Consider the following 23,373-nt stretch of genomic DNA (forward strand, 5'->3'; position numbering starts at 1 on the left):
AACATAAATTTATAAAATTAAATCAGGTCTAAACCGCGACGAATATCCTGGATAATATCACCAATCTCTTCCAAACCAACAGATACGCGAATCAAACCTTCGCGAATACCGGCAGCTTCTTTGGCTTCAGGCGACAATTTACCATGTGTCGTGGTTGCCGGATGGGTAATGGTCGATTTCACATCGCCCAAATTACCGGTAATCGAGATAAACTGGGTATTGTCGATGACAGTCCATGCTTCCTCACGGCCACCTTTGACTTCAAAAGACACAATACCGCCAAAACCGCTCTGCTGTTTGGCTGCCAGTTCATGACCGACATGTTCAGGCAAGCCCGCATAATATACTTTTTCCACTTTTGGATGCTGGTTCAAAAATTCAGCCAATTGCTGTGCACTTGCTGAATGTTCACGCATACGCAAACGTAGTGTCTCCAAGCCTTTTAGAAAAACCCAGGCATTGAATGGGCTCATTGACGGGCCGGTGGTACGGACATAGCCGAAGATTTCTTCCAGCAGCTTATGATTACCTACCACTGCACCACCCAAGGCACGGCCCTGACCATCCAGATATTTAGTCGCAGAATACACCACCAGGTCTGCACCAAATTTGATTGGTTGTTGTAACACCGGTGTACAGAAGCTGTTATCAATCGCCAATAAAGCATCATTGGCATGCGCAATATCGGCGAGTCCCTGTATATCAGCTACTTCTGCTAAAGGATTCGATGGAGACTCAACAAAGAGAATTTTAGTTTCAGGCTTGATGGCATTTTTCCATGCATCAAGATCAGTCAAATCGACGAAATCAACACTGACACCAAATTTTGCGACATATTTTTCAAACATGGAAACCGTAGAACCGAAGACTGCACGTGAACAAATCACATGATCGCCGGCTTTTAAGAATGCCATCATCACTGCCATAATGGCTGCCATACCCGAACTGGTGGCGACGGCGCGCTCTGCACCTTCAAGTGCAGCCAGACGCTTTTCAAACATGGCAACGGTCGGATTGGTAAAGCGAGAATAGATATTGCCCGGCTCCTGGCCTGAGAATTTAGCTGCGGCTTCTGCAGCATTTTCATACACAAAAGACGATGTTAGAAAAATCGGTTCGCCATGCTCACCTTCAAAAGTGCGGGTATGACCGGTACGAATGGCTAAAGTTTCTAATTGGTAAGAAATATCGTCTTGCTGGCTCATCACTTTACCTCAGCCCTCAGGCTGCCTTTTGTAAAAATTTGCCAACATTTTGAGCGCCTAAGCTATTTCAGGTCAAGGCATAATAAGCGATTATTGCTTAGACTTCGATCAATCCTCCCGCGGATACGGATATTTTATTTACATGATTCAGTTAAAACAAAACTTTCAGCGCCAGCAAAAAAAATTGAAACACCTCAGCACCCGGGTGTTTAATGCCTCCTCACTGATCCTGTCGCAAAAAACCCCTTTTGAATATATTGCCGGCACCGAGTTTTGCAAGATTCGTTATTACGCTTCACCTGAGAAAAAATATAAGGAGCCTCTGGTTTTCATCGCACCGTTAGCCATTAATATGGATATCTATGATCTGTATCCTTATCGCTCTCTGGTCAAGCATTTTCAGCATAGCGGTTTTGATGTCTATCTGGTGGAATGGAAACGCTTTAACTTTAAGCACCGTCACCTGAATTTTTTATCTTTTATCGATGCAGCCATTCCTCAATCCATTGAAACCATCTGCAAGCATTCAGGCAGTCAGTTCATTTCCTTACACGGCTGGAGTATGGCTGGGGTGTTTGTCACGCTCTATACAGCCCTGCATTCGCCTGAACATGTCAAGAATCTGATCGTGGTGGGCAGTCCTATCGACAGTTATGCGTCAGGACGTGTCGGCAAACTTTTTTCTACGACCAATAAACTGATTTCTAAAAATAAGAATTTGCAACAGGCCATTCATCAAGGATTGATCCCGAAGCAATATATTCATACGCCGGGTATTGTAAATGCCTTGGGCTTCAAGTTACTCGATCCGATCGGCTGGCTCAAAAGCCAGAAGCAGTTTTTGCTGAATCTGGATCATGTCGAAGATGTCTATGAACATGCCACCATGGGAAATTTCCTGAACAAGATGATTGATTATCCAGGTGGGATTAATCAGGACATGGTGCTGCATTTATGGCTGCAAAATCCTTTAAAACAGGGTTCTATCACTTTGGATGGCCGTGTCGTTGATCTTAAAAATATCAGCTGCTCCCTGTTGGTAGGTGCAGGTCAAACCGATCAGATTGTCACAGAACAGTCAGCTAAGCCTTTGATGGAATTGACAAGTAGCCAAGATAAGACGTTTACTCTTATACCGGGTGGTCATCTTGGACTAATGTCGAACCAGAAAACGGCAAATACATTCTGGCCCAAAATGACGACCTGGCTGGTGCAGCGCTCTACACGTCTTGATGTTTAGTGTAGATTCCCCGCACCAGAAAAAAATATTAAATAGCTTTAAACATATTCAGAGGGTACAGCATGATTCAGTCAGTGGCATTTATCGGCCTAGGTGCAATGGGTTTTCGTATGGCTGCACATTTACCCAAGCAGTTTGATACGGTCTATGTCTGGAACCGCAGCTTTAACAAAGCAGAGCAACATGCTGCTGAATATGGCACCCAAGCCGTCACACTGGAACAGGCCGTACAGGCAGATGTGATTTTTTCATGCTTGCCAACTAGCGCTGACGTTGAACGACTTCTGGAAAATTTACCGCTTAAATCCGGTTCAGTCTGGGTCGACTGCACCAGTGGTGTACCGGATTCTGCCCAAAAACTGGCAGTACAACTGGCTGAACATGGGGTAATCTTTCTGGATGCACCGGTCAGCGGTCAAACCATTGGCGCTGAAAATGGCACGTTAACTGTGATGGTGGGCGGTAATACAGAGGGTTATGAAAAAGCCCTTCCTGCGATGCAGGCTTTTGGCAAACTGATCAAGCATGTCGGTGAATCTGGCGCGGGTTTTGCAGTGAAGGCCGTAAATAATATGTTAATGGCTGTAAACCTGTGTGCTGTCGCAGAAGGCTTTACTACACTGAAAGCGCATGGGGTAAACCTGCATGAAGCACTGGATTGTATTAATGCTTCCAGCGGTAAAAGTATGGTGACTGAAACCGTTTTGCCGCAGCGTATTTTAAACCGCAGTTTTCCTGTAACCTTTGCCCTGCCACTCTTGGCCAAAGATACAGGCATTGCAATCGACCTTGCGCGTGAAGCCAAACTTTCTGCGCCTGTGCTCTCGTTGACCCAGAATCTGATTCAAGCGGCCAGCGATCTGTCGGATAAAAACAGTGATTTTTCCAGTGCTGTGAAAATGTATGAATCATGGAGTAATATTACCATCGAGTAATATCTCGCCATTGAATAATGATAACGAAACCTCATATTGTGACTAGTAGGCAGGCACATATAGTGGATAACCCAGAGGAAACTCTCATGAAGAAATTTTCTGTTGCAGCATTGATTGGCTTTGCAACTTTGTTCGGGGCTTCAACATCGGTTCTTGCATCTGAACAAGAGTGCAAAAAATTAAAAAATGATCATGACGTGATTTATGCGTCTAAAGGTTTCTGTTTCAAAGATCCTGAAGCAAAAGCCAAGTTTGGTAATGACAATTGCTATACAACCAAGCCAAAATTCTCGGAAAAAGAGCAACAACGTCTTGACGCGATCAAAGATCGTCAGAAAGAATTGAACTGTAAATAATTCAGTTTAATGACGCTCAAGGAATATACTTATGACTTATGATGATCAGAATATTTTTGCACGAATTCTACGCGGTGAACTTCCTGCGATAAAAGTGTATGAAGATGACCAGGTTCTTGCATTTATGGACATCATGCCTCAGGCAGAAGGTCATACTCTCGTGGTTCCGAAAACTCCGGCGATCACTTTACTGGATCTACCCCCTGAAGCTGCAGCCTATACGATTCAGATCGTACAGAAAGTTGCAAAAGCTATTGAAAAAGGTTTAGGTGTGGACGGTATCGTGCTGATGCAATTATCAGGGGCCGCAGCGGGTCAGACCGTACCACACGTACATTTCCATCTGGTTCCTACCTCTTTGCACAATCTGGGCAAACATGCAGCACAAATGGGCGACCAGGAAAAAATTAAAGCGCTGGCTGAGAAAATTAAAGCTGCCCTTTAAGCTATTCTTAATACCTAAAAATGGAGCCTCGGCTCCATTTTTTATGTCTAATGTATTTCACTCTTGATTAAGCCAATAAAATATCAGTAAAAGTCACCTAGCCTATTTTTAAGTTTTGCAGCAAACACCGAGCTTAGCTGTATTTGCATCAATCCTGCTTACCCCACTCGTAATCCTATAAAAAATAAGACAATGATTGTCTTTAATATTTCTGAAATATTTCCTTAATCATATTGACTTATTTGTAATGAATACTTGGCACCAATAGAGCAGTAGATGTTTCAAAACAATACTGAAACTTGTTTTTAAGACGATGAATAAAAAAGTCTTTATTGGAGCAACACATGAAAAAAACGTTATCTGCATTAGCAATCGGGGCAACAATTTTAACACCAGTGATGGCAGCTGCTGCTGATGTTAAAGTGTATGGTCGTGCACACGTTTCTTTAGATTATCTGGATGATGGCCAGGATTATAACGAAGTAGGTCTTTCTTCAAACTCTTCACGCCTAGGCTTTAAAGCTGAACAAAAACTAGAAAATGGTATGACCGTATTTGGTCAAATCGAACAGGAAATTAACTTTGCAAGTGGTTCTGCAAATGATGATGTTGAATTTGCAACTCGTGATACTTTTGTTGGTTTAAAAGGTGATTTCGGTCAAGCACGTATCGGTCGTTTTGACAGCCCATTCAAAGTAGCACGTGGCCCGGTCAACGTCTTTGGTGATATGGTCGGTGATGTTCGTAACGTCACACGTGCTGGCAACTTGCGTTTTGATGAACGTAATAACAATACCATTGAATATAAATCACCTAAGTTTGGCGGCGGCTTTAATGTTTTAGCAGCACTTTCTTTACACGAAGGTAATAGCCCTGATAGCGTGTCAACGTCTTCACCAAAAACTACTGTAATTGAAACTGTGAATGGTCCAGTAACAGTAGTCGTACCGGGAACCACAACTACTACCAATAAAGATAATCGCGATGATAAAGCATACGACCTCGCTTTAACCTATAAAGAAGGTAAAGTTGATTTTGCTGCTGCCTATGAACATTATGAAGAAGATGCAGGTCGTGGCGAACGCGATGGTTTCCGTATTGCTGGTGCTTACAAAATCACCCCTGAATTCAATCTGGGCGGTTTATACCAATTCCTTCAACATGATAATTCTGAAGCAAACCCAGATGCACAAGTATTTGGTGTAGCCGGTGAATATAAATTTGCACCAAAAACCTCATTCCGTGGTGAAGTATTCCACCGCGATGTCGATGCCGATGATGCGAATGCAACTTTACTGGCAATCGGACTTGAGCACCGTTTAGATCCAACAGTCCGCATTTATGGCAACATAGCAACTGTATTAAATGATGAAAACTCAAACCTTACCCCTTGGGCACAAGGTCGTACCAATACTGTAGGTGGCGTACGCGGTGAAGACAGTCTAGGACTTTCCCTAGGCATGCGTTACGACTTCTAAGTCCAGTCTCCCTCACAAAGCTTAAAAAGAACATGCCTCCAGCATGTTCTTTTTTTGGTGTGTTTTTTATCAATATAAATATAGTGAGAAAGATTGTGACACTGATATTCAACCCTCATAAAACCAACCAGTTTAGTTTGATTAATTTTATTCTTTATTTTAAAACCAAGCATTTTAATCAGATTAAAAAATATTAATCCAACTAAAATAATCTACATTAAAATATATAAATATAAGCATTTTAGTCGGATTTAAAAACCGATAGAATTACATAAAATAATAAAAAATATTTAGAATAAATTTTAACTCATATAAATATATATTTAATATTTTCAAACATTTATAAATATATATTTATTTAAACTGTATCGTCTATTTATTTTTTATTTACAATAGATTAATAATATACAACAAGTCATATAACAGGCTTAGTCGAATGAGCTTAGTTCCCAAAAATCTAAACCAGAGAGTGGTTAGAGAAATAACTGCCATTTTAATTATCAAGGTTATTTTACTCATGATAATTAAAAATATCTGGTTTGATGCGCCTACGATTCCTAAAAATTTTGACAACCAAGTCGCCGAGCGTATCGCCGGCAATCCTTCCCAAATCCAGGAGACACGTTGATGATTTCTGAAAGCGTGGTCGATCTCTCGCGGTTCCAGTTCGCCATGACCGCGATGTATCACTTTATTTTTGTTCCACTGACGCTAGGTCTGGCATTTCTGCTTGCCATTATGGAAACCACCTATGTGATTTCCGGCAAAGAAATCTATAAAGACATGACCAAGTTCTGGGGAAAACTGTTTGGTATTAACTTTGCCTTAGGGGTAACCACCGGCCTGACCATGGAGTTCCAGTTCGGAACCAACTGGGCTTATTACTCGCATTATGTCGGTGATATTTTCGGTGCACCGCTGGCGATTGAAGGTTTGATGGCCTTCTTCCTTGAATCGACGTTTATTGGCTTGTTCTTCTTTGGTTGGGATCGCCTGTCCAAAGTGCAACATCTGGCAGTAACCTGGCTGGTGGCTTTAGGCTCGAACATGTCCGCACTCTGGATTCTGGTCGCCAATGGCTGGATGCAAAACCCGGTCGGTTCGGCATTTAACTATGAAACCATGCGTATGGAAATGGTGGACTTTGCTGCATTGATCTTTAACCCGGTCGCTCAGGTTAAATTTGTGCATACAGTATCTGCCGGTTATGTCACAGGTGCCATCTTCGTCCTGGCTATTTCAAGTTACTACATGCTGAAAAAACGTGACTTGCCTTTTGCACGCCGTTCTTTTGCCATTGCAGCCATCTTCGGGCTTGCTTCTACACTTTCAGTGATTTTACTGGGTGATGAATCAGGGTATGAGCTGGGCGATGTACAGAAAACCAAACTGGCAGCGATTGAAGCAGAATGGGATACTCACCCTGCACCTGCGCCATTTACTTTGTTCGGTATCCCGAATAAGGAAACCATGACTACAGATTATGCAGTGAAAATTCCTTATGTAATGGGTCTGATTGCTACACGTTCTACGACTGAACAAGTTACAGGTATTAAGGACCTGCTGGTTCAGCATGAAGCGCGTATCCGTAATGGTATGGTGGCCTATTCGCAACTGGAAAAATTACGTGCTGGTGATCAGTCTCCAGAACTGAAAACCGCTTTTGAAGAAAGCCAAAAAGACCTCGGTTACGGTCTGCTGCTGAAGAAATACACGCCAAATGTCGTTGATGCCTCTGAAGAGCAAATCAAAGCAGCTGCTAAAGATACCATTCCACACGTACCAAGTCTGTTCTGGGCCTTCCGTGCCATGGTTGCTTCTGGCTTCTTGATGCTACTTCTATTTGCACTGGCAACTTTTGCGGTAGCAAAACGTAATGCTGAAAACAAACCATGGTTATTGAAATTTGCATTATTTGCACTTCCTCTGCCTTGGGTTGCTGCGCAAACTGGCTGGTATGTGGCAGAAGTAGGTCGTCAACCTTGGACCATTGGTGAGGTATTACCGACGCATCTTTCAGCATCAAGCTTAAGTACAGGTGATGTCTGGGGTTCAATCCTTGCATTGGCAGCATTCTATACCGTGTTACTGATTATCGAGATGTATCTGATGATCAAGTTCTCACGTCTTGGCCCAAGCTCACTGCATACCGGTAAATACCATTTTGAAAAGCTTGCAGCTGCAGAGAAGGCAAATGAGGAGACTCCCGCATGATCGAATATGAATTATTAAAAATCATTTGGTGGGTGCTGGTCGGCGTATTGCTGATTGGCTTTGCCCTCACCGATGGCTTCGATATGGGCTCCATGGCGATCATGCCATTTGTGGGCAAAAATGATAGCGAGCGCCGTGCAGCGATCAATACCATTGCGCCGCACTGGGACGGTAATCAGGTCTGGTTTATTACTGCCGGCGGTGCGTTATTCGCTGCCTGGCCAATGGTCTATGCAACTGCCTTCTCCGGCATGTACTGGGCCCTGCTACTAGTCCTGTTTGCCCTGTTTCTGCGTCCGGTCGGCTTTGACTATCGCTCAAAGCTGGAAAATACCAAATGGCGCAATTCATGGGACTGGGGTCTAGCCATTGGTGGTGCAGTTCCTGCATTGGTCTTTGGTGTAGCTTTCGGCAACATGTTCCTGGGTGTACCATTTACTTTAGATGAAACTGTACGTTCTACTTATACAGGTAGCTTCTTTGCCCTGCTGAATCCGTTTGCAATTGTCTGTGGTCTGGTCAGTTTATCGATGCTGTGTGCACATGGTGGTGCATGGCTGATGTTACGCACAGATGGTGACCTACGTCAGCGTTCTGCCAAAGCAACGCAAATCATGGGTCTGGTGTATTTGGCAACTTTCCTGGCAGCCGGTGCATGGTTGTATTTTGGTGGTATTCAAGGCTATACCTTGGTTACACCTTTTGATACCAATGGTGTTGCCAATCCGCTTGCAAAAGAAGTATTGACCAATGCTAATCCAGGCTGGATGAACAACTATTCGACTTATCCAATCACGATGGCAGCGCCTATTGCCGGCATTTTGGGTGGCTTGATCATTGTCTTGGCAGCAGGTAAAAACAAAGCAGGCCTGAGCTTCCTGGGTTCATCTCTGGCTGTCATCGGTGCAATTCTAACTGCTGGTTTTGCCCTATTCCCTTTCCTGATGCCTTCAAGCATTAACCCGGTTGCAAGTCTGACTATGTGGGATGCGGTATCTAGTAAAAATACTTTAACGGTCATGACCGTTGCTGCCTGTATCTTTGTTCCACTGATCCTGATCTATACCACTTGGTGTTATTACAAGATGTGGGGCGTGATTACCAACAAACACATTGAAGATAATTCACATAGCCTGTACTAAGGCTATGTCTTAAGGAGAGACAACTATGTGGTATTTTGCCTGGATTCTGGGTGTACTGATGGCATGTTTTGCCAGTGTGATTGCTGCCATTTACATAGAACAACACCAAGACCTGGATGAGGAATAAAACATGACAGAAGCTGCGCTTGAGAAAACCGTTGTAGACAAGAAACCAAACAAATTTGCGATGATGATTTCCTGCCTCCTGGCTTTTCCTCTCGCAGCCGTGTTATTGGTTCATCCTTCCGCAATACTGGATGCCAATGGTGAATATAGCCATAGTGCCATGATGTATATCATGATTGGTATTTCTGGAGGCTTTGTCCATGGTGTGGGCTTTATGCCGCGCCACTGGTTCTGGAAATGGTTGTTTAGCCCTTTCCTAGCATGGCCTTTAATGATCTGGGGCTATTACACCTGGTTTCTCAGTTAAAGTATGAAATTAAAAAAGCCCTCAAGTGAGGGCTTTTTGATATCGCTTATCGATTTCTGCTTTTTGTTCTACTGTTATATCACTCTGCATCTGGAAACAATTTCTATATTGCGCATGAATGTGATGAATATACTTTTCTTTACCCGCATGTCTTAACAATATTTGTGCAGCCATCGTAATAAATCCATTTACTTGTTTAATAATCACAAGCATTTGCTCATCAGCTAATCCTGCTCTTTTTTGAATTAATGAATTTCGTCCTGTATGAACAATAGAATGCAAATGTTTTAATGAGTAAAATTTAAACTCTTTAAATATCTCTACTATATGAGCTATCTCTACAATATTCTCTAATTTCGTTATCATTTCTACTGCTGTCGGGATTTTAATATTCTTTAAAAGGTCATCTGCATTATTTAATTCAAACTTTTGTATTTCTTGATTTGAGGCAACCATAAGTAACCAGTAAGCTCTAACGACCGCCTCAAACTGAATTCTAAACAAGGCAAGCGCAGATATATCTCTTTTTATTTCCAGTAAACTGAGAATAGCCACACCATGCTCAATCGACAATTCACAGCATTGATAAACTATCTCAAGCCGAGGCCCACCCTCCAAAAATATTGAATTATTTAATTCACTCCCAAGCTCTACCAACATTTTTTCTGATTCACGAAAAATATTACTCAAACTTAACTTCCTTTTTATACTTAATAGAGATTATTTATGTTTTGTTTTAAGAATAATAAAAAAGCCGGAACTAGTCCGACTTTTAGAATAATTATCGATGAGTATGAATCGACATCACAATGCCCATCCCGGCCAACATGGAAATCACCGCCGTTCCGCCATAGCTCATCAGCGGCAATGGATCTCCGGTCACAGGTAAAATCCCGCTCACCATGCCTGAGTTTAAAAATACAAAGAAGAAGAAAGTCAGCCCCATGGCTCCAGCATATAAACGGCCAAAGTTATGAAAGCTGTTTAAACCAATCATCAAACAGCGAATAATAATGGCAGTGAATAAACTAAACAGTAGGAAAACACCGATAAAACCGAATTCTTCGGCATAAGTCGACATAATAAAGTCAGTATGATGTTCAGGAAGATAACCTAAATGTGATTGCGTACCTTCAGTATAGCCTTTACCCGTGGAACCACCTGAACCAATCGCAATTTTGGACTGGATAATATTCCAGCCTGCACCCAAGGCATCCGACTCCGGATCAAATAGCGTAGTAATACGTTTTTTTTGATACTCTTGTAGCACGAACATCCATGCAGCCGGAGCTGCCACAGCTACCGCCGCTGCTGCACCACCAATCAGACGCCACGACATCCCACTTAAAAATAGAACAAAAATACCAGGAATTACCAAGCCAATGTTCAAGTCAGGCTGAAGTGCCACCAAAACAAATGGTACGCCCAATAAAATCAAAGCCCCGACAATATGCAAAAATTTGGGAGGAAATGGCTTACGTGCAAAATACCATGCCATCATCAAAGGCATGGCAAATTTCATCACCTCACTCGGTTGCATGCTTCCCACCCCTGGCAAGGTAATCCAGCGGGTTGCACCCAAACGTTTTTCACCAATCACAAAGACCAGAAGCAGCATGAAGATCCCGAAGGCATACAGGTATGGACTAATCGCCTGATAGACTTTCGGTGGAATCTGCGCACAGATAAATAGCAGCACAAAACCAATTCCAAAACTGATCGCCTGACGCACCACCATGCCAGAGTCTTCGGATGTCGCGCTATACACCACCATTAAACCCAGGATTGCATTGAGAACTAGAAAGCACAATAACCAGGGATCAAGGTGCAACTTGGTCCATCGAGATGAATCTTGCGGGTTAATACTACGTCCATCACGCAAAGAGTGACGTAAAAACCGATACTGCTGTGAAGGTATCATTGGCCAAAAGGTGAAAAAGAATGATGGCAAAATTATAAGTGAAAGCTATAGCGAATAGATCGCTATAGCCAGATTTATTCTGCTTTTATTTAAATATTATTTGAATATATTTTTAAGCCTGAGCCTGTAAAATCAGCCTGGCCAGTTCCAGATCATCCGGATAGGTAATTTTAATATTATCGGAACGACCTTGTACTACACTCACCGGCTTACCGATATGTTCCAGCGCACTGGCTTCATCGGTAATCGTGGCACCATCTTGCAAAGCCTGCTCAAGCGCCCGTTTCAACACACCTAGCTTGGCCATTTGTGGCGTTTGTGCCTGCCAGAGCATCGAGCGATCCACTGTTTCCTCAATATCAAAATTGGTTACTACACGCTTAAGTGTATCTCGCACCGGAATCGCCAGAATCGCAGCCTGATCATTTGTAATCGCCGTATTGACTAACTGTTGCAGACAATCCAGACTGACACAGGGACGCGCCGCATCATGTACCAGCACCCAATCATTTTCAGAAGCGATTTGAGATAAATAGTTCAGCGCATTTAACACGGAATTCACCCGCTCGGCACCACCCAAACAAAAATGGGCTTTCTCCAGACTGGAAAATGGCAATGTTTTTGCCACGTTGTCCTGTGCACCAATCGCCAGGACATAACCCATCAAAGGCAGTTGATTCAGACGAGCCACCGTATGTTCAAGAACAGTTCGCTCTTGAATCATCTGATATTGTTTCAGTTCTATTTTAGAGAAACGGCTACCGGAACCTGCAGCTGGAAGAATGACCCAAAGTTTAAGGTGTGGTTGGTGCTTCAGCTGACTCATTGGTTCGCAGGTCTACTTTAGAATTAGGATTAAGATAGATCGGTTTATATTGAGTACTGATCGTGCTCATTTGAATAAAAGTTTCGCGTGGCTTAATCAGACCAAGATCTAAACGCGCATGTTCTTCGATGGCTTCAATACCATTCTTCAAATCATAAACTTCTGCTGCCAGAACGCGATTACGCTCTTTTAGCTCATCATTCAATTCCATTTGTTGTTGGATTTTCTGGGTCAGTTGCTGATGATCATGATAACCACCTTCACCAAACCAGTATAAATATTGAAACCCTGCGATCAAAATGATCGCAAGGCCCAACAGTACTTTACTCGCAGTCGAGTCGAATACATTTAACATTGACATAAGTCGCTTAGTTCAAACCTTTGAACTCAGCTTTACCGCGATATGCAGCATTAGTCAATTCTTCAATACGAAGTAATTGATTATATTTCGCTACACGGTCAGAACGGCAAAGTGAACCCGTCTTGATTTGACCCGCTGCTGTACCTACTGCAAGATCAGCAATCGTTGAATCTTCAGTTTCGCCTGAACGGTGTGAAATTACCGTAGAGTAACCATTTTCTTTCGCAAGGTAGATGGCATCTAAAGTTTCAGTCAAGGTACCGATCTGGTTGTATTTAATCAGAATAGAGTTACCCACTTTTTCGTTGATACCACGCTGCAGGATTTTCGGATTCGTTACGAACAAGTCATCACCTACCAACTGGATCTTGTCACCAAGAATTGAAGTCAGGTAAGACCAGCCTTCCCAGTCAGATTCGTCCAGACCATCTTCAATCGAGATAATTGGGTACTGGTTTACAAGACCTGCTAAATAGTCAGAGAACTGGTTGCTTGTGAACGCTTTGTTGCCTTCGCCCGCAAGAATGTATTGACCATTTTTGTAGAATTCTGAAGATGCACAGTCAAGCGCAAGCATGATGTCAGAACCTGCTTTGTAGCCAGTTTGACCAATTGCTTCAAGAATAACCGTAATTGCTTCTTCGTTTGAACGTAAGTTCGGTGCAAAACCACCTTCATCACCTACCGCAGTGTTTAAACCTTTTTTGTTTAAAACTGATTTAAGTGAATGGAAGATTTCAGCACCGGCACGTAGCGCTTCAGAGAATGAAGTGAAGCCTACTGGCTCAATCATAAATTCTTGAATATCGACGTTGTTGTCTGCATGTGAACCACCATTGATGATGTTCATCATTGGTACAGGCATGGTTAGAATCGTTTGACCGCGAAGATCTGCGATGTATTGGAAAAGAGGAATTTTCTTTTCTTCAGCAGCAGCGCGAGCAGCAGCCAAAGACACTGCCAAAGTTGCGTTTGCACCTAGTTTTTCTTTGTTTTCAGTACCGTCAAGCGCGATCATCGTGTTATCGATGTCTTTTTGTTCGAATACTGATTTACCGACCAAAGCGTCACGGATTAACGTATTTACGTTATTTACCGCAGTTTTAACGCCTTTACCTAAGTAACGCGCTTTATCGCCATCACGAAGTTCTAAAGCTTCACGAGAACCAGTTGAAGCACCAGATGGTGCACATGCACGGCCAACTACGCCAGATGCTAAGATTACGTCTGCTTCGATGGTAGGGTTACCACGAGAGTCCAAAATTTCACGTGCACGAATGTCAACGATTTGGCTCATGAACTATTCCTCAGTTGATTAATATGAGCTGCCTATACGGCAGCGCAAGAGTGATAAACTCAGTGTGTATCTAACTTTTCGAAACCTTTAACCAAGGTATCCAATTCTTTTAGCTGTGCCAGGAACGGCTCAAGCTGAGACATGCGCAGCGCACATGGACCATCACACTTGGCTTTTTCCGGATCTGGATGTGCTTCCAAGAACAAGCCTGCAAGACCCGTTGCCATACCCGCACGTGCAAGCGTTGTAATTTGCGCACGACGACCACCGGCAGAATCTGCACGGCCGCCTGGGGTTTGTAAGGCATGGGTTACATCAAAGAACACCGGGACATTCATTTCTTTCATGATGTCGAAGCCCAGCATGTCTACAACCAGATTGTTATAGCCAAATGCCGAACCGCGTTCACAAATGATCAGCTTGTCATTTCCGGCTTCCAGACACTTATGCAAAATATGACGCATTTCGTGTGGAGCCAGGAACTGGGCTTTTTTGATGTTGATGATCGCATCGGTTTTTGCCATTGCTTCAACAAGATCCGTCTGACGGCTTAAGAAAGCTGGCAATTGAATAATGTCTGCCACTTCTGCAACAGGAGCCGCTTGGTACGGCTCATGCACATCGGTGATGATCGGTACATTAAAGTGTTTTTTAATGTCAGCTAACCACTCGAGACCTTTTTCCAGGCCAGGCCCACGGAAAGAGTTCAGGCTTGAACGGTTGGCTTTATCAAAGCTGGCTTTGAACACATAAGGAATGCCCAAACGTGTGCAGATATCGACATAAGTCTCTGCGATTTCAAAAGCCAGGTCTTTAGATTCAAGTACATTCATTCCGCCGAATAATACAAATGGCAAATGATTTGCCATTTGTATATCGCCCAAACGTACAATTTCTTGTGGTTTTAATTGCGACATTTAAACTTCCCTAGTTGTGTCCTACGCACCGATTATTTGGTTTTTTGGTACTGCTTTTTCGCAGCATCAATGAAACCGGCAAACAATGGGTGACCATCGCGTGGCGAGCTGGTAAATTCCGGGTGGAATTGTACTGCAATAAACCAAGGATGTGCAGGAATTTCAACAGTTTCTACCAAATGCTGTACCGGAGAATAACCAGAAATCTTCATGCCTTTTTCTTCCAGCACTGGGATATAACGGTTGTTCATCTCGTAACGGTGACGATGGCGCTCGATGATTTCTTCAGAACCATAAACTTCTGCAGTTTTAGTCCCTGCAACCAGTTCAGATTTTTGCGCGCCAAGACGCATCGTACCACCCAGATCAGAATCAGCAGAACGTTGCTGAACTTCACCACGCTCATCTAACCATTCAGTAATTAAACCAATCAATGGAGATTTCGTTGAACGGTTAAATTCAGTCGAAGTCGCATCTGCAATACCAGCAACATTACGTGCGTATTCGATCACAGCCAACTGCATACCCAAGCAAATACCGAGGAACGGCACACCGTTCTCACGTGCGAACTGAATCGCCTTCATTTTGCCTTCAGTACCGCGCTCACCAAAACCGCCAGGAACCAGAATCGCATCAGCATCTTTCAATACTTCTGCTACATCTTGGCTTTCAAGCTCTTCAGCGTTTACGTAGTCAATCTGAACTTTCACACGGTTTTGAATACCCGCATGTAAAAGTGCTTCGTTGACAGATTTGTAAGCATCTGGAAGTTCAACGTATTTACCAACCATTGCAACACGTACGGTGTATTCAGGATTCAGCAGTGCTTCTACAACGTTATCCCAATCTGTTAAGTCAGCTTCAGGAAGATCGTTATAACCAAAACGTTCACAAATTAAATCGTCAACATTTTGTTCGTAGAATGTACGTGGAATCTGGTAGATCGAACGTGCGTCTTTACATACCACAACGGCACGTGCTTCAACGTTGGTAAATAATGCAATCTTACGCGTCGTATCTGCATCTACATCGTATTCTGTACGGCAGATGAGAATGTCTGGCTGAATACCAATCGACAGGAGTTCTTTAACAGAGTGCTGTGTTGGTTTGGTTTTTAATTCTGCTGCAGACTTAATGTATGGGAGTAACGTTAAGTGCATTAACATGGTACGTTTATGACCAAGTTCAACCATTAACTGACGTACAGATTCCATGAATGGGAGAGATTCAATGTCACCTACAGTACCGCCGATCTCTACGATCGCAACGTCATAACCTTCGCCTGCACGAAGTACACGCTCTTTGATATTGTCAGTAATGTGTGGAATAACTTGCACAGTACCACCCAGGTAGTCACCACGGCGTTCTTTGTTCAGAACATCCTGGTAAACACGGCCTGATGTGAAATTATTCAGTTTGGTCATTTTCGCACGACGCAAGAAACGTTCGTAGTAACCCAAGTCTAAGTCTGTTTCAGCACCATCTTCTGTAACAAAAACTTCACCATGCTGGAATGGGCTCATTGTCCCTGGATCGACATTAATGTATGGATCCATTTTTACCATGGTCACTTTTAAACCACGAGCTTCTAAAAGTGCAGCAACAGAAGCAGCTGAAATACCTTTACCTAGTGATGAAACTACACCACCAGTAACGAAAATAAAATGGGTCATTGGGTTTCTCGTACAATCGAGCCTAAATCGGCCTGCAATGTTGCGCAATTTTACTTTACCTTGTACCTAGAAAGCAAAGTCAATCCGCATCAATTCAAAGAACAATAAACAATTGACTATTCTAACAGCAATTCCTATAAAAAATTACAGTAAGTTCATATGATTTCTATCTTGCATTTTGCTGCTATAATAGTGTATCCACTCCACACTTTTATGTTTGATGCAATGATGATGAAGAAACTTTTAATCTCCACCCTAATCCTGACTGGCCTGACATTAACTGCGTGTGTAAAAAAAGAAGCACCAAAAGAAGAAGAGCAAGTAGAAGTTACTCCAGCATCTGAAATCTCGACTCCAGAACCAACGCAATTTGAACCGCTTGAACCTGTAGAGCCAGCGGCAATTGAAGAGGAAGTAGCGCCAACGGTTGAAATTCAACGTGAGCAAACTGAAAACACCACGACTGAAATCCGTCGTGAAATCAAAAAACCAGAAACTACTGAGCCGGCACCAGTGCCTGAAACCCGCGAAGAACCTGCGTCAAAGCCTGCTGCGACCACACCTAAAACCAATTCAAATCCAGAAAACAAGTCTGAGGATGATGCGGTTGCTGACGCAATTGCCGCAGCGATGCCAGCACTTGACTAATTACAGTATCATTCATCAAAAAACCCAGCAGATGCTGGGTTTTTTATTGGAACTTTTTAAGCGGATACTGTTGCCGGTGCACGAGATAAGTGAATCAAATAGTCTGCCATTAGTCGGGTAGCCCAAGATTCGGTTTGCATCAAGCCCTGATAAAAGCCGCAATGACTGCCTTTTTTGGTGGTAATCACCATAATATTAGACATCGCCCGAATTTTTTCTTTATAAGGTTCTAAATTTCGGATGTGACAAACCGGATCATCCTCCGCATTTAAAATCATCAGCGGAATTTTGATACTTTCAAACACATAAATCGGATTGGTTGCCTGGGTATAACTGGCATAATCCGTAAATCCGGCCAGTTCAAAATAGAGTTTTTCAAATTCGGACAGATCTTTAACTTCTAATAACTGTTTCCAGCTTGGGCAGACCTGCCAGGTTTCTTGATAAGGATGAATAAAGCGCTTAATCAGTTTTTTGGCCATGACTTTACTGTAAAACGGATGCACATTGGCAAAACCGGTTTCAGTGTTATAGCCAGGACATAAAGCAAAAGCTGCTTTGAGTGGGGTTTGTTCACCCTCTTCACCCAGATAACGCACCAACAATCCCGTACCCGCAGAAGAGCCAACTCCATAGAGATCGGATTGAGGAAATCTGTCCTGTATATACAAGAGTTGTTCACGCAAATCCTGAGTTGAACCAAACAGGTTCATTTTAGGCACAGGCATGGGTAAGTCTGCGTGACCACGGCGTAAACACAATGCCACACGCCAACCGGTATGTTTATGCAGATCACGAACCAGTTCACGCATCGATTCAGGAGAACCGGTAATGGTATGGAGTAAGACAATCGTTGGCGTATTTGCCGGAAGATCCAGTCCATACCAGGCAATACCGGTAATGCCGCCATCTGACATTTTCAGCTGTTCAAGCGCATCATATTTCAGCTTAATGGTACGTTTTTTAATTAAATCGAAATACAGAATATGTGCATGTGCATTGGCTAACCAAGGCGTAGGACGATATTTTTGTTGCAACTGCGGTAAGCGTTCAATGAGTCCTGAAAATACACCATTCGGATTGTAATACAGGGTCGGCTGATCTGCTCCGCTGAAACGATCCAGATATTCACTGGAAAGCTGACCCAATTTTTTAAGCAACATTTTCATCTGTCATCCCCCTCTAGTTGTACTAGCTGTGATTTACAAATTTCATGCCGACTTGAATCAATAGTTAGAATTAAGTTTTAGCTTGGAATGATTGCATCCGCTGGCCCATCTGTACAGCCAGGGCTTCAAGTCCGGACTTAGGTCGGATCATGACTTCAAAATCAATCATCTGACCCTCTTCATTAAACTGAATCATGTCAACTCCCTTTAGTTTTTTATCACCCACATTGGCAGAAAACTCAAGTACGACATTGTTACCATCTTCACTTATAAATTCACGGTGATAAGTGAAGTTTTCAAAGACTTGAATGACATTGGTCAAAATAAAAAATACCATCTGTTTTCCAGGATAAGGCTGAAACGCTACGGGTGAACGAAATACCACTTCTTCAGCAAGTAGTTCATTCAAGATCGACATATCACGGGTTTCTAGCATTTCATGCCAGCGTACAATGGATTTTCTGGTATTTTCGATGGTCATTTTGGATTCCTTTTTTGTTTTAGTATTAAAATACTCATCCCTTTTTAAAGGTGAGAAGTACTGCTTCACAAGGAGGATTCTTTCTTACAAATCCTCTCCCTAACCCTCTCCTTTAATAAAGGAGAGGGAAAAAAAGCAAGTTTTAATATTTTCAGATCACCGCTGCCAATTCAGCACCCTGACGGATGGCACGTTTGGCATCCAGCTCACCCGCTTCTTTTGCTCCACCAATCAGATGCACATTTTTACCCACCGCTTTTAGCTCATCAAACATGGCGGTATAAGATTCCTGACCGGCACAAATGATCACGTGATCGACTTCCAGCACTGCAGGTTTGTCATTCACGACGATATGTAAGCCCTGATCATCAATTTTTTCATAATTGGCGCCCGCAATCATTTTTACGTCACGGTGTTTTAAACCGGTACGATGAATCCAGCCTGTGGTTTTACCCAGACTCGCGCCGACTGAAGCGGCTTTACGTTGCAATAAATAAATTTCACGTTGCGGTTTTTCTACATTTGCGGCTTTTAAGCCACCGACATTTTCATAGTCAGTATCAATACCCCATTCATCATAGAATTTTTCCGGATTGATACTGCCACTTTCTCCTTCATGACTCAGGAATTCGGCTGTATCAAAGCCAATACCACCTGCACCAATAATGGCAACTCGCTGACCCACTGGCTTACGTTCTTTCAAAACGTCCAGATAAGACAATACTTTTGCATGATCAATGCCTGGAATCTCAAGCTGACGCGGTGTCACGCCTGTTGCCACCACAATGTCATCAAAGTTTGACTGAGCCAGCTCTTCCAGACTCGCCTTATGATTCAGTTGCAATTTGATACGTGGCTGTAATTCAATCTGGCGTTTGAAATAACGCAAGGTTTCATAAAACTCTTCCTTGCCTGGAATAGTCTTGGCAATATTAAACTGTCCACCAATCTGAGCAGCGGCTTCAAATACCGTCACCTGATGACCACGATTTGCAGCATACACAGCAAAGCTTAAACCTGCAGGACCCGCACCAATCACGGCAATATTTTTTGCTACATTGGTTTCTTTAAAAATTAGTTCTGTTTCATAGCAGGCACGTGGATTGACCAGACAGGTGGCAATTTTCATTGAGAAAATATGATCCAGACAGGCCTGATTACAACCGATACAGGTATTGATCTCATCGCTACGACCCTGCTCCGCTTTCAGAACAAACTCCGAATCAGCCAGCATTGGGCGAGCCATAGAAATCATATCAGCATCACCAGATGCCAATACATATTCAGCCATTTCCGGAGTATTGATACGATTTGAAGTGATTAAAGGAATCTTCACCTGACCTTTCAGTTTACGGGTGACCCAAGTGAAGGCTGCACGTGGCACTTTGGTGGCAATCGTCGGAATACGCGCTTCATGCCAGCCAATGCCAGTATTGATAATGGTCGCACCAGCTTTTTCAATTTCTTTGGCCAACTGGATGACTTCTTCCAGAGTTGAACCGCCTTCGACCAGATCCAGCATAGACAAGCGATAAATAATGATAAAGTTCTCACCGACCATTTCACGGGTACGGCGTACGATTTCAATCGGGAAACGGATGCGGTTTGTATAGCTTCCGCCCCACTCATCATCACGATGGTTGGTACGCGCGGCAATAAACTCGTTAATCAAATAGCCTTCCGAGCCCATGATTTCTACACCGTCATAATCGGCGTATTGAGCCAGCTTGGCACAATTGGCAAAATCATCAATGGTTTGCTGCACTTCAGCCGAAGTTAAAGCATGCGGTTTGACCGGATTGATCGGTGCCTGAATTGGGGATGGCGCGACATTTTCAGCCTGATAAGAATAGCGTCCGGTATGCAAAATCTGCATGGCAATTTTCCCGCCCGCCTCATGTACGGCCTGGGTAATTACCTTATGCTTTTCAGCTTCTTCAAGAGTGTCAAGTTTGGAACCACCATGAAACGTCACCCCATGATCATTTGGTGAAATCCCGCCGGTGACGATTAAAGCGACTCCACCTTTGGCACGCTCTGCATAGAAAGCTGCCATCCGATCATATCCGCCGGGTGCCTCTTCAAGACCAACGTGCATGGAACCCATTAACACGCGGTTTTTAAGCGTGGTAAAACCCAAGTTCAATGGGGCAAGTAAATTCGGATATTTAGACATTTCAACTCCTGAGCGTGCGTTTAGGCTGGCTATTGTTTTAGCAACTGGCAGTTTGATCCCTCAAACTTTCCAGTTTAATGCAACTTGTTGCACTAATTTATATGCCAGAATTGATTTTTATGCAACATGTTGCATAATAATCCTGAGTCACTTTTTTGAGACGCTTATGTCTTTAGCGCATGTTTTATTGACCAGCCTGATTGAAAAGCCCAGCACCGGAATCGAACTGGCCCGCCGTTTTGACCGATCCATGGGCTTCTTCTGGAATGCCACTCATCAGCAGATTTATCGCGAGCTGAATGCCATGCTGCAAAAAGGCTGGATTTCGACGATAGAAGAGGAAGACTCGAATAGCCGCAAAAAAACTTATCAGGTAAAACGTCTGGGCCGGGAAGAACTGGCCAACTGGATGCTACAACAAAGCCCACCGGCACAACTGCGCGAAGAACTAATGGTACGTCTGCGTGCCGAAGCCCAACTTGGTGGCAATAACACCTTGGCAGAACTGGAACGCCATCTGGAACTGCATAAAGAAAAACTGAAAACCTATCAGCAGATTTTTGCCAAAGACTTTGCTCAAGCGGACAAAACTGACCGTACCTTATATATTCATAAAATGATTCTGCAACTGGGAATTGATCAGGAACTGGGTTGGATTTCCTGGCTGGAACAGGTTATTCCGCGACTGCAACAATTTGACGCACAACAATTATAAATACGGAGACACACATGCCCTTTTATTGCATGCCCGATGGTGAACAGCTGTTTGTACGCGAATACGGTCGGGGACAGCCGGTACTGGTACTCTCAGGACTCGGCATGCTGAGCTGGCAATGGAAAGCTTTTCTCTATCCGCATCAGAAAAATTTCCGTTTCATTATTCCAGAATGGCGCGGCTTTGGGGCTTCCAGTCGCTGTAAAATTCCGCCAGATAGGGATGCGATTTCCAGTCACTGGTTGGATATTCAGTCGGTAATTCAACAGCTCAATTTAGATAAATTCATTGTGCTTGCTTACTCTATGGGCGCAACCACAGCAATGCACGGCATACATTATGGCAACTTTTCCAGTCAGATTTCTGCTTATTTACATATCGATCAAACACCTAAAATTCCGGTCGATGATGCTTGGGCTTTTGGACTTTTTGGTCCACGTCATCAGGAATTTATCGACATCCTGCAGCAGCTCTCTGCCCTACTTGCACAATACCAGCAAGTTGAATTGATCCGCGATCTCGACATTTCGGTACGTAAACAAATCGCTGCCCTATGGCTAAAGTTTATTCAGCTACAAAATGAACAAAAATATAGTCTGAAAGCTTTCGCATTTATCCTAAATCAACCTCGCCTGCAAAGCCTGTTATTACCTTCCAGCCGGGTGGATTATATGGCGTGGTATATCAATAATTATTTATATCATCGTGAAGATTACCGCGAGGCTCTAGCTCAGCTTAGCTGTCCGGTGACCTTCTTTAGCGGTGTACAATCCAAGTTGTATCCTTTTGAAGGTCAGCGCCTGATTGCAGAAAGCCTGCCTCATGCCAAACAGATAATTTTCAGCAAGTCTGGCCATACGCCTTTACTGACTGAACCGCTAAAATTTTCCCGAGAACTTGGCATCTTCTTGAAAGAAAATTCGCAATCTAGCGGTTCAGCTACCTAAAGATTCAGGAGACAGAATAATGAAAAAGCTGGTGGTCTTTTCCGGTGCAGGCATGAGCGCCGAAAGTGGCATTAATACTTTTCGTGACAGTGATGGACTTTGGGAACAGCATCGTATAGAAGAAGTCGCCACACCCGAAGCCTGGGCCAAAAACCCACAACTGGTACAACGCTTTTATAATGCCCGCCGTAAAAACATTCTGGAAGCACAGCCAAATGCAGCCCATCAGCTGATCGCCAATCTTGAAGCTAACTTTGATGTGCATGTAATCACTCAAAATATTGATGACTTGCATGAACGTGCCGGCAGCTCCAAGGTGATCCATTTACATGGCAATATTCGTCTGGCCAAAAGCTCAGGCCCCGATGCACAAAGCACGACCGAGTTTTATCCAATTGAAGGTGCTGAATTAGATTTAAATCAACACTTTTGTAAGGCAGGCTATCCGTTACGTCCGCATGTGGTCTGGTTTGGCGAAGCCGTGCCCGCGTATGAAGAAGCCCAAGACTGTGTACAGGATGCCGATATTTTTGTGGTGATTGGCACCAGCCTACAGGTTTATCCGGTCGCCGGGTTAATTCATGATATTCCTGCGTACTGTCAGGCCTATTACATCGACCCGAAAGCCGAACAGCAGTATTTGCCTGCACAGTTTTACAAAATCCCCCAAAACGCGACCGATGGCATGCAAACACTGCTAGGTTTACTGAAATCCGCGAATTAAAATCTTTATGCACTACATTCTCTGATTGACAGTATGCAACAATCAATTTTTAATCAGCTTATCGTTGCAA

The 23,373-nt window shown here is 43.4% G+C and carries 25 protein-coding genes; 14 read left to right on the top strand and 11 right to left on the bottom strand.

Translation table 11 applies throughout. The features are described from left to right. Positions 1–17: 17 nt before the first annotated feature. On the bottom strand, positions 18–1,205 hold the full coding sequence (locus NI455_RS11555) for an O-succinylhomoserine sulfhydrylase (protein ID WP_005100072.1): 1,188 nt from the start codon (positions 1,203–1,205) through the stop codon (positions 18–20). 142 nt (positions 1,206–1,347) lie between these two features. On the opposite strand from NI455_RS11555, the gene NI455_RS11560 reads away from it, so the two are divergent. From NI455_RS11560 to NI455_RS11605, 10 genes are all read left to right on the top strand, one after another. Further along, positions 1,348–2,445, top strand: a complete 1,098-nt coding sequence (locus tag NI455_RS11560; RefSeq protein ID WP_005252044.1) for an alpha/beta fold hydrolase — start codon at positions 1,348–1,350, stop codon at positions 2,443–2,445. 62 nt (positions 2,446–2,507) lie between these two features. Next, positions 2,508–3,380, top strand: coding sequence for an NAD(P)-dependent oxidoreductase (locus NI455_RS11565; RefSeq protein ID WP_005106663.1), 873 nt, complete (start codon positions 2,508–2,510; stop codon positions 3,378–3,380). Positions 3,381–3,466: 86 nt separating this feature from the next. Further along, the gene (locus NI455_RS11570; RefSeq protein WP_004278704.1) at positions 3,467–3,736 is read left to right on the top strand and encodes a YARHG domain-containing protein; all 270 of its coding nucleotides are present in this window, start codon (positions 3,467–3,469) and stop codon (positions 3,734–3,736) included. A gap of 31 nt (positions 3,737–3,767) precedes the next feature. After that, positions 3,768–4,181, top strand: a complete 414-nt coding sequence (locus NI455_RS11575) for an HIT family protein (RefSeq protein ID WP_004278705.1) — start codon at positions 3,768–3,770, stop codon at positions 4,179–4,181. A gap of 344 nt (positions 4,182–4,525) precedes the next feature. Beyond that, positions 4,526–5,659 carry a porin gene (locus NI455_RS11580; RefSeq protein ID WP_253114272.1) on the top strand — a complete coding sequence of 378 codons (1,134 nt, stop codon included), beginning with the start codon at positions 4,526–4,528 and terminating at the stop codon, positions 5,657–5,659. Positions 5,660–6,095: 436 nt separating this feature from the next. Continuing rightward, positions 6,096–6,287 carry a cytochrome oxidase putative small subunit CydP gene (cydP, locus tag NI455_RS11585; protein ID WP_004645265.1) on the top strand — a complete coding sequence of 64 codons (192 nt, stop codon included), beginning with the start codon at positions 6,096–6,098 and terminating at the stop codon, positions 6,285–6,287. Then, the gene (locus NI455_RS11590) at positions 6,287–7,873 is read left to right on the top strand and encodes a cytochrome ubiquinol oxidase subunit I (RefSeq protein WP_253114273.1); all 1,587 of its coding nucleotides are present in this window, start codon (positions 6,287–6,289) and stop codon (positions 7,871–7,873) included. The genes cydP and NI455_RS11590 overlap by 1 nt, the downstream gene beginning before the upstream one ends. Then, on the top strand, positions 7,870–9,015 hold the full coding sequence (gene cydB, locus NI455_RS11595) for a cytochrome d ubiquinol oxidase subunit II (protein WP_004731264.1): 1,146 nt from the start codon (positions 7,870–7,872) through the stop codon (positions 9,013–9,015). The genes NI455_RS11590 and cydB overlap by 4 nt, the downstream gene beginning before the upstream one ends. Before the next feature lie 25 nt (positions 9,016–9,040). Beyond that, positions 9,041–9,142: a cytochrome bd-I oxidase subunit CydX gene (gene cydX, locus NI455_RS11600; RefSeq protein ID WP_191112112.1), complete on the top strand. Its 102-nt coding sequence runs from the start codon at positions 9,041–9,043 to the stop codon at positions 9,140–9,142. A gap of 3 nt (positions 9,143–9,145) precedes the next feature. Then, positions 9,146–9,448, top strand: coding sequence for a cyd operon YbgE family protein (locus NI455_RS11605; protein ID WP_253114274.1), 303 nt, complete (start codon positions 9,146–9,148; stop codon positions 9,446–9,448). A gap of 21 nt (positions 9,449–9,469) precedes the next feature. Here NI455_RS11605 and NI455_RS11610 read toward each other — a convergent pair whose 3' ends face one another. The 7 genes from NI455_RS11610 to pyrG all read right to left on the bottom strand — a co-directional run bounded on the left by NI455_RS11610 (position 9,470) and on the right by pyrG (position 16,443). Then, a complete protein-coding gene (locus tag NI455_RS11610; RefSeq protein ID WP_005247214.1) occupies positions 9,470–10,138 on the bottom strand; it encodes a DUF6988 family protein in 669 nt (222 codons plus the stop codon). A gap of 91 nt (positions 10,139–10,229) precedes the next feature. Further along, positions 10,230–11,369, bottom strand: coding sequence for a rod shape-determining protein RodA (rodA, locus tag NI455_RS11615; protein ID WP_004645269.1), 1,140 nt, complete (start codon positions 11,367–11,369; stop codon positions 10,230–10,232). Between the two features lie 112 nt (positions 11,370–11,481). Next, the gene (gene ispD, locus NI455_RS11620) at positions 11,482–12,195 is read right to left on the bottom strand and encodes a 2-C-methyl-D-erythritol 4-phosphate cytidylyltransferase (RefSeq protein WP_253114275.1); all 714 of its coding nucleotides are present in this window, start codon (positions 12,193–12,195) and stop codon (positions 11,482–11,484) included. After that, positions 12,164–12,556: a septum formation initiator family protein gene (locus NI455_RS11625; protein ID WP_004645271.1), complete on the bottom strand. Its 393-nt coding sequence runs from the start codon at positions 12,554–12,556 to the stop codon at positions 12,164–12,166. The genes ispD and NI455_RS11625 overlap by 32 nt, the downstream gene beginning before the upstream one ends. 7 nt (positions 12,557–12,563) lie before the next feature. Next, positions 12,564–13,853, bottom strand: coding sequence for a phosphopyruvate hydratase (gene eno, locus NI455_RS11630; protein ID WP_004278719.1), 1,290 nt, complete (start codon positions 13,851–13,853; stop codon positions 12,564–12,566). Positions 13,854–13,912: 59 nt separating this feature from the next. Beyond that, positions 13,913–14,770, bottom strand: coding sequence for a 3-deoxy-8-phosphooctulonate synthase (gene kdsA, locus NI455_RS11635; protein ID WP_004278721.1), 858 nt, complete (start codon positions 14,768–14,770; stop codon positions 13,913–13,915). A 32-nt stretch (positions 14,771–14,802) separates the two neighbouring features. After that, positions 14,803–16,443, bottom strand: a complete 1,641-nt coding sequence (pyrG, locus tag NI455_RS11640) for a CTP synthase (RefSeq protein ID WP_005100051.1) — start codon at positions 16,441–16,443, stop codon at positions 14,803–14,805. A gap of 225 nt (positions 16,444–16,668) precedes the next feature. Here pyrG and NI455_RS11645 point away from each other — a divergent pair, with 225 nt between their 5' ends. After that, complete coding sequence (locus NI455_RS11645; RefSeq protein ID WP_370940779.1) at positions 16,669–17,091, top strand: hypothetical protein; 423 nt, start codon at positions 16,669–16,671, stop codon at positions 17,089–17,091. Between the two features lie 56 nt (positions 17,092–17,147). Here the strand turns inward: NI455_RS11645 and NI455_RS11650 are convergent, their stop codons facing one another. The 3 genes from NI455_RS11650 to NI455_RS11660 form a co-directional block, all read right to left on the bottom strand. Beyond that, positions 17,148–18,260 carry a YheT family hydrolase gene (locus tag NI455_RS11650; RefSeq protein ID WP_243475151.1) on the bottom strand — a complete coding sequence of 371 codons (1,113 nt, stop codon included), beginning with the start codon at positions 18,258–18,260 and terminating at the stop codon, positions 17,148–17,150. Positions 18,261–18,330: 70 nt separating this feature from the next. Further along, positions 18,331–18,741, bottom strand: a complete 411-nt coding sequence (locus NI455_RS11655) for a nuclear transport factor 2 family protein (protein WP_114541138.1) — start codon at positions 18,739–18,741, stop codon at positions 18,331–18,333. Positions 18,742–18,892: 151 nt separating this feature from the next. After that, a complete protein-coding gene (locus NI455_RS11660; protein WP_253114276.1) occupies positions 18,893–20,917 on the bottom strand; it encodes an NADPH-dependent 2,4-dienoyl-CoA reductase in 2,025 nt (674 codons plus the stop codon). 166 nt (positions 20,918–21,083) lie between these two features. Between NI455_RS11660 and NI455_RS11665 the strand changes: the two genes are divergently transcribed. Genes NI455_RS11665 through NI455_RS11675 form a run of 3 tightly spaced genes read left to right on the top strand, consistent with a single transcriptional unit; the run spans position 21,084 to position 23,303 of the window. Beyond that, the gene (locus NI455_RS11665) at positions 21,084–21,632 is read left to right on the top strand and encodes a PadR family transcriptional regulator (RefSeq protein ID WP_148334890.1); all 549 of its coding nucleotides are present in this window, start codon (positions 21,084–21,086) and stop codon (positions 21,630–21,632) included. Positions 21,633–21,646: 14 nt separating this feature from the next. Then, on the top strand, positions 21,647–22,579 hold the full coding sequence (locus tag NI455_RS11670; RefSeq protein WP_180181305.1) for an alpha/beta fold hydrolase: 933 nt from the start codon (positions 21,647–21,649) through the stop codon (positions 22,577–22,579). Between the two features lie 19 nt (positions 22,580–22,598). After that, a complete protein-coding gene (locus tag NI455_RS11675; RefSeq protein WP_180181306.1) occupies positions 22,599–23,303 on the top strand; it encodes an SIR2 family NAD-dependent protein deacylase in 705 nt (234 codons plus the stop codon). Positions 23,304–23,373: the final 70 nt, after the last annotated feature.

The sequence above is a fragment of the Acinetobacter lwoffii genome, from assembly GCF_024129435.1.
GTDB classification, from domain to species: domain Bacteria; phylum Pseudomonadota; class Gammaproteobacteria; order Pseudomonadales; family Moraxellaceae; genus Acinetobacter; species Acinetobacter lwoffii_F.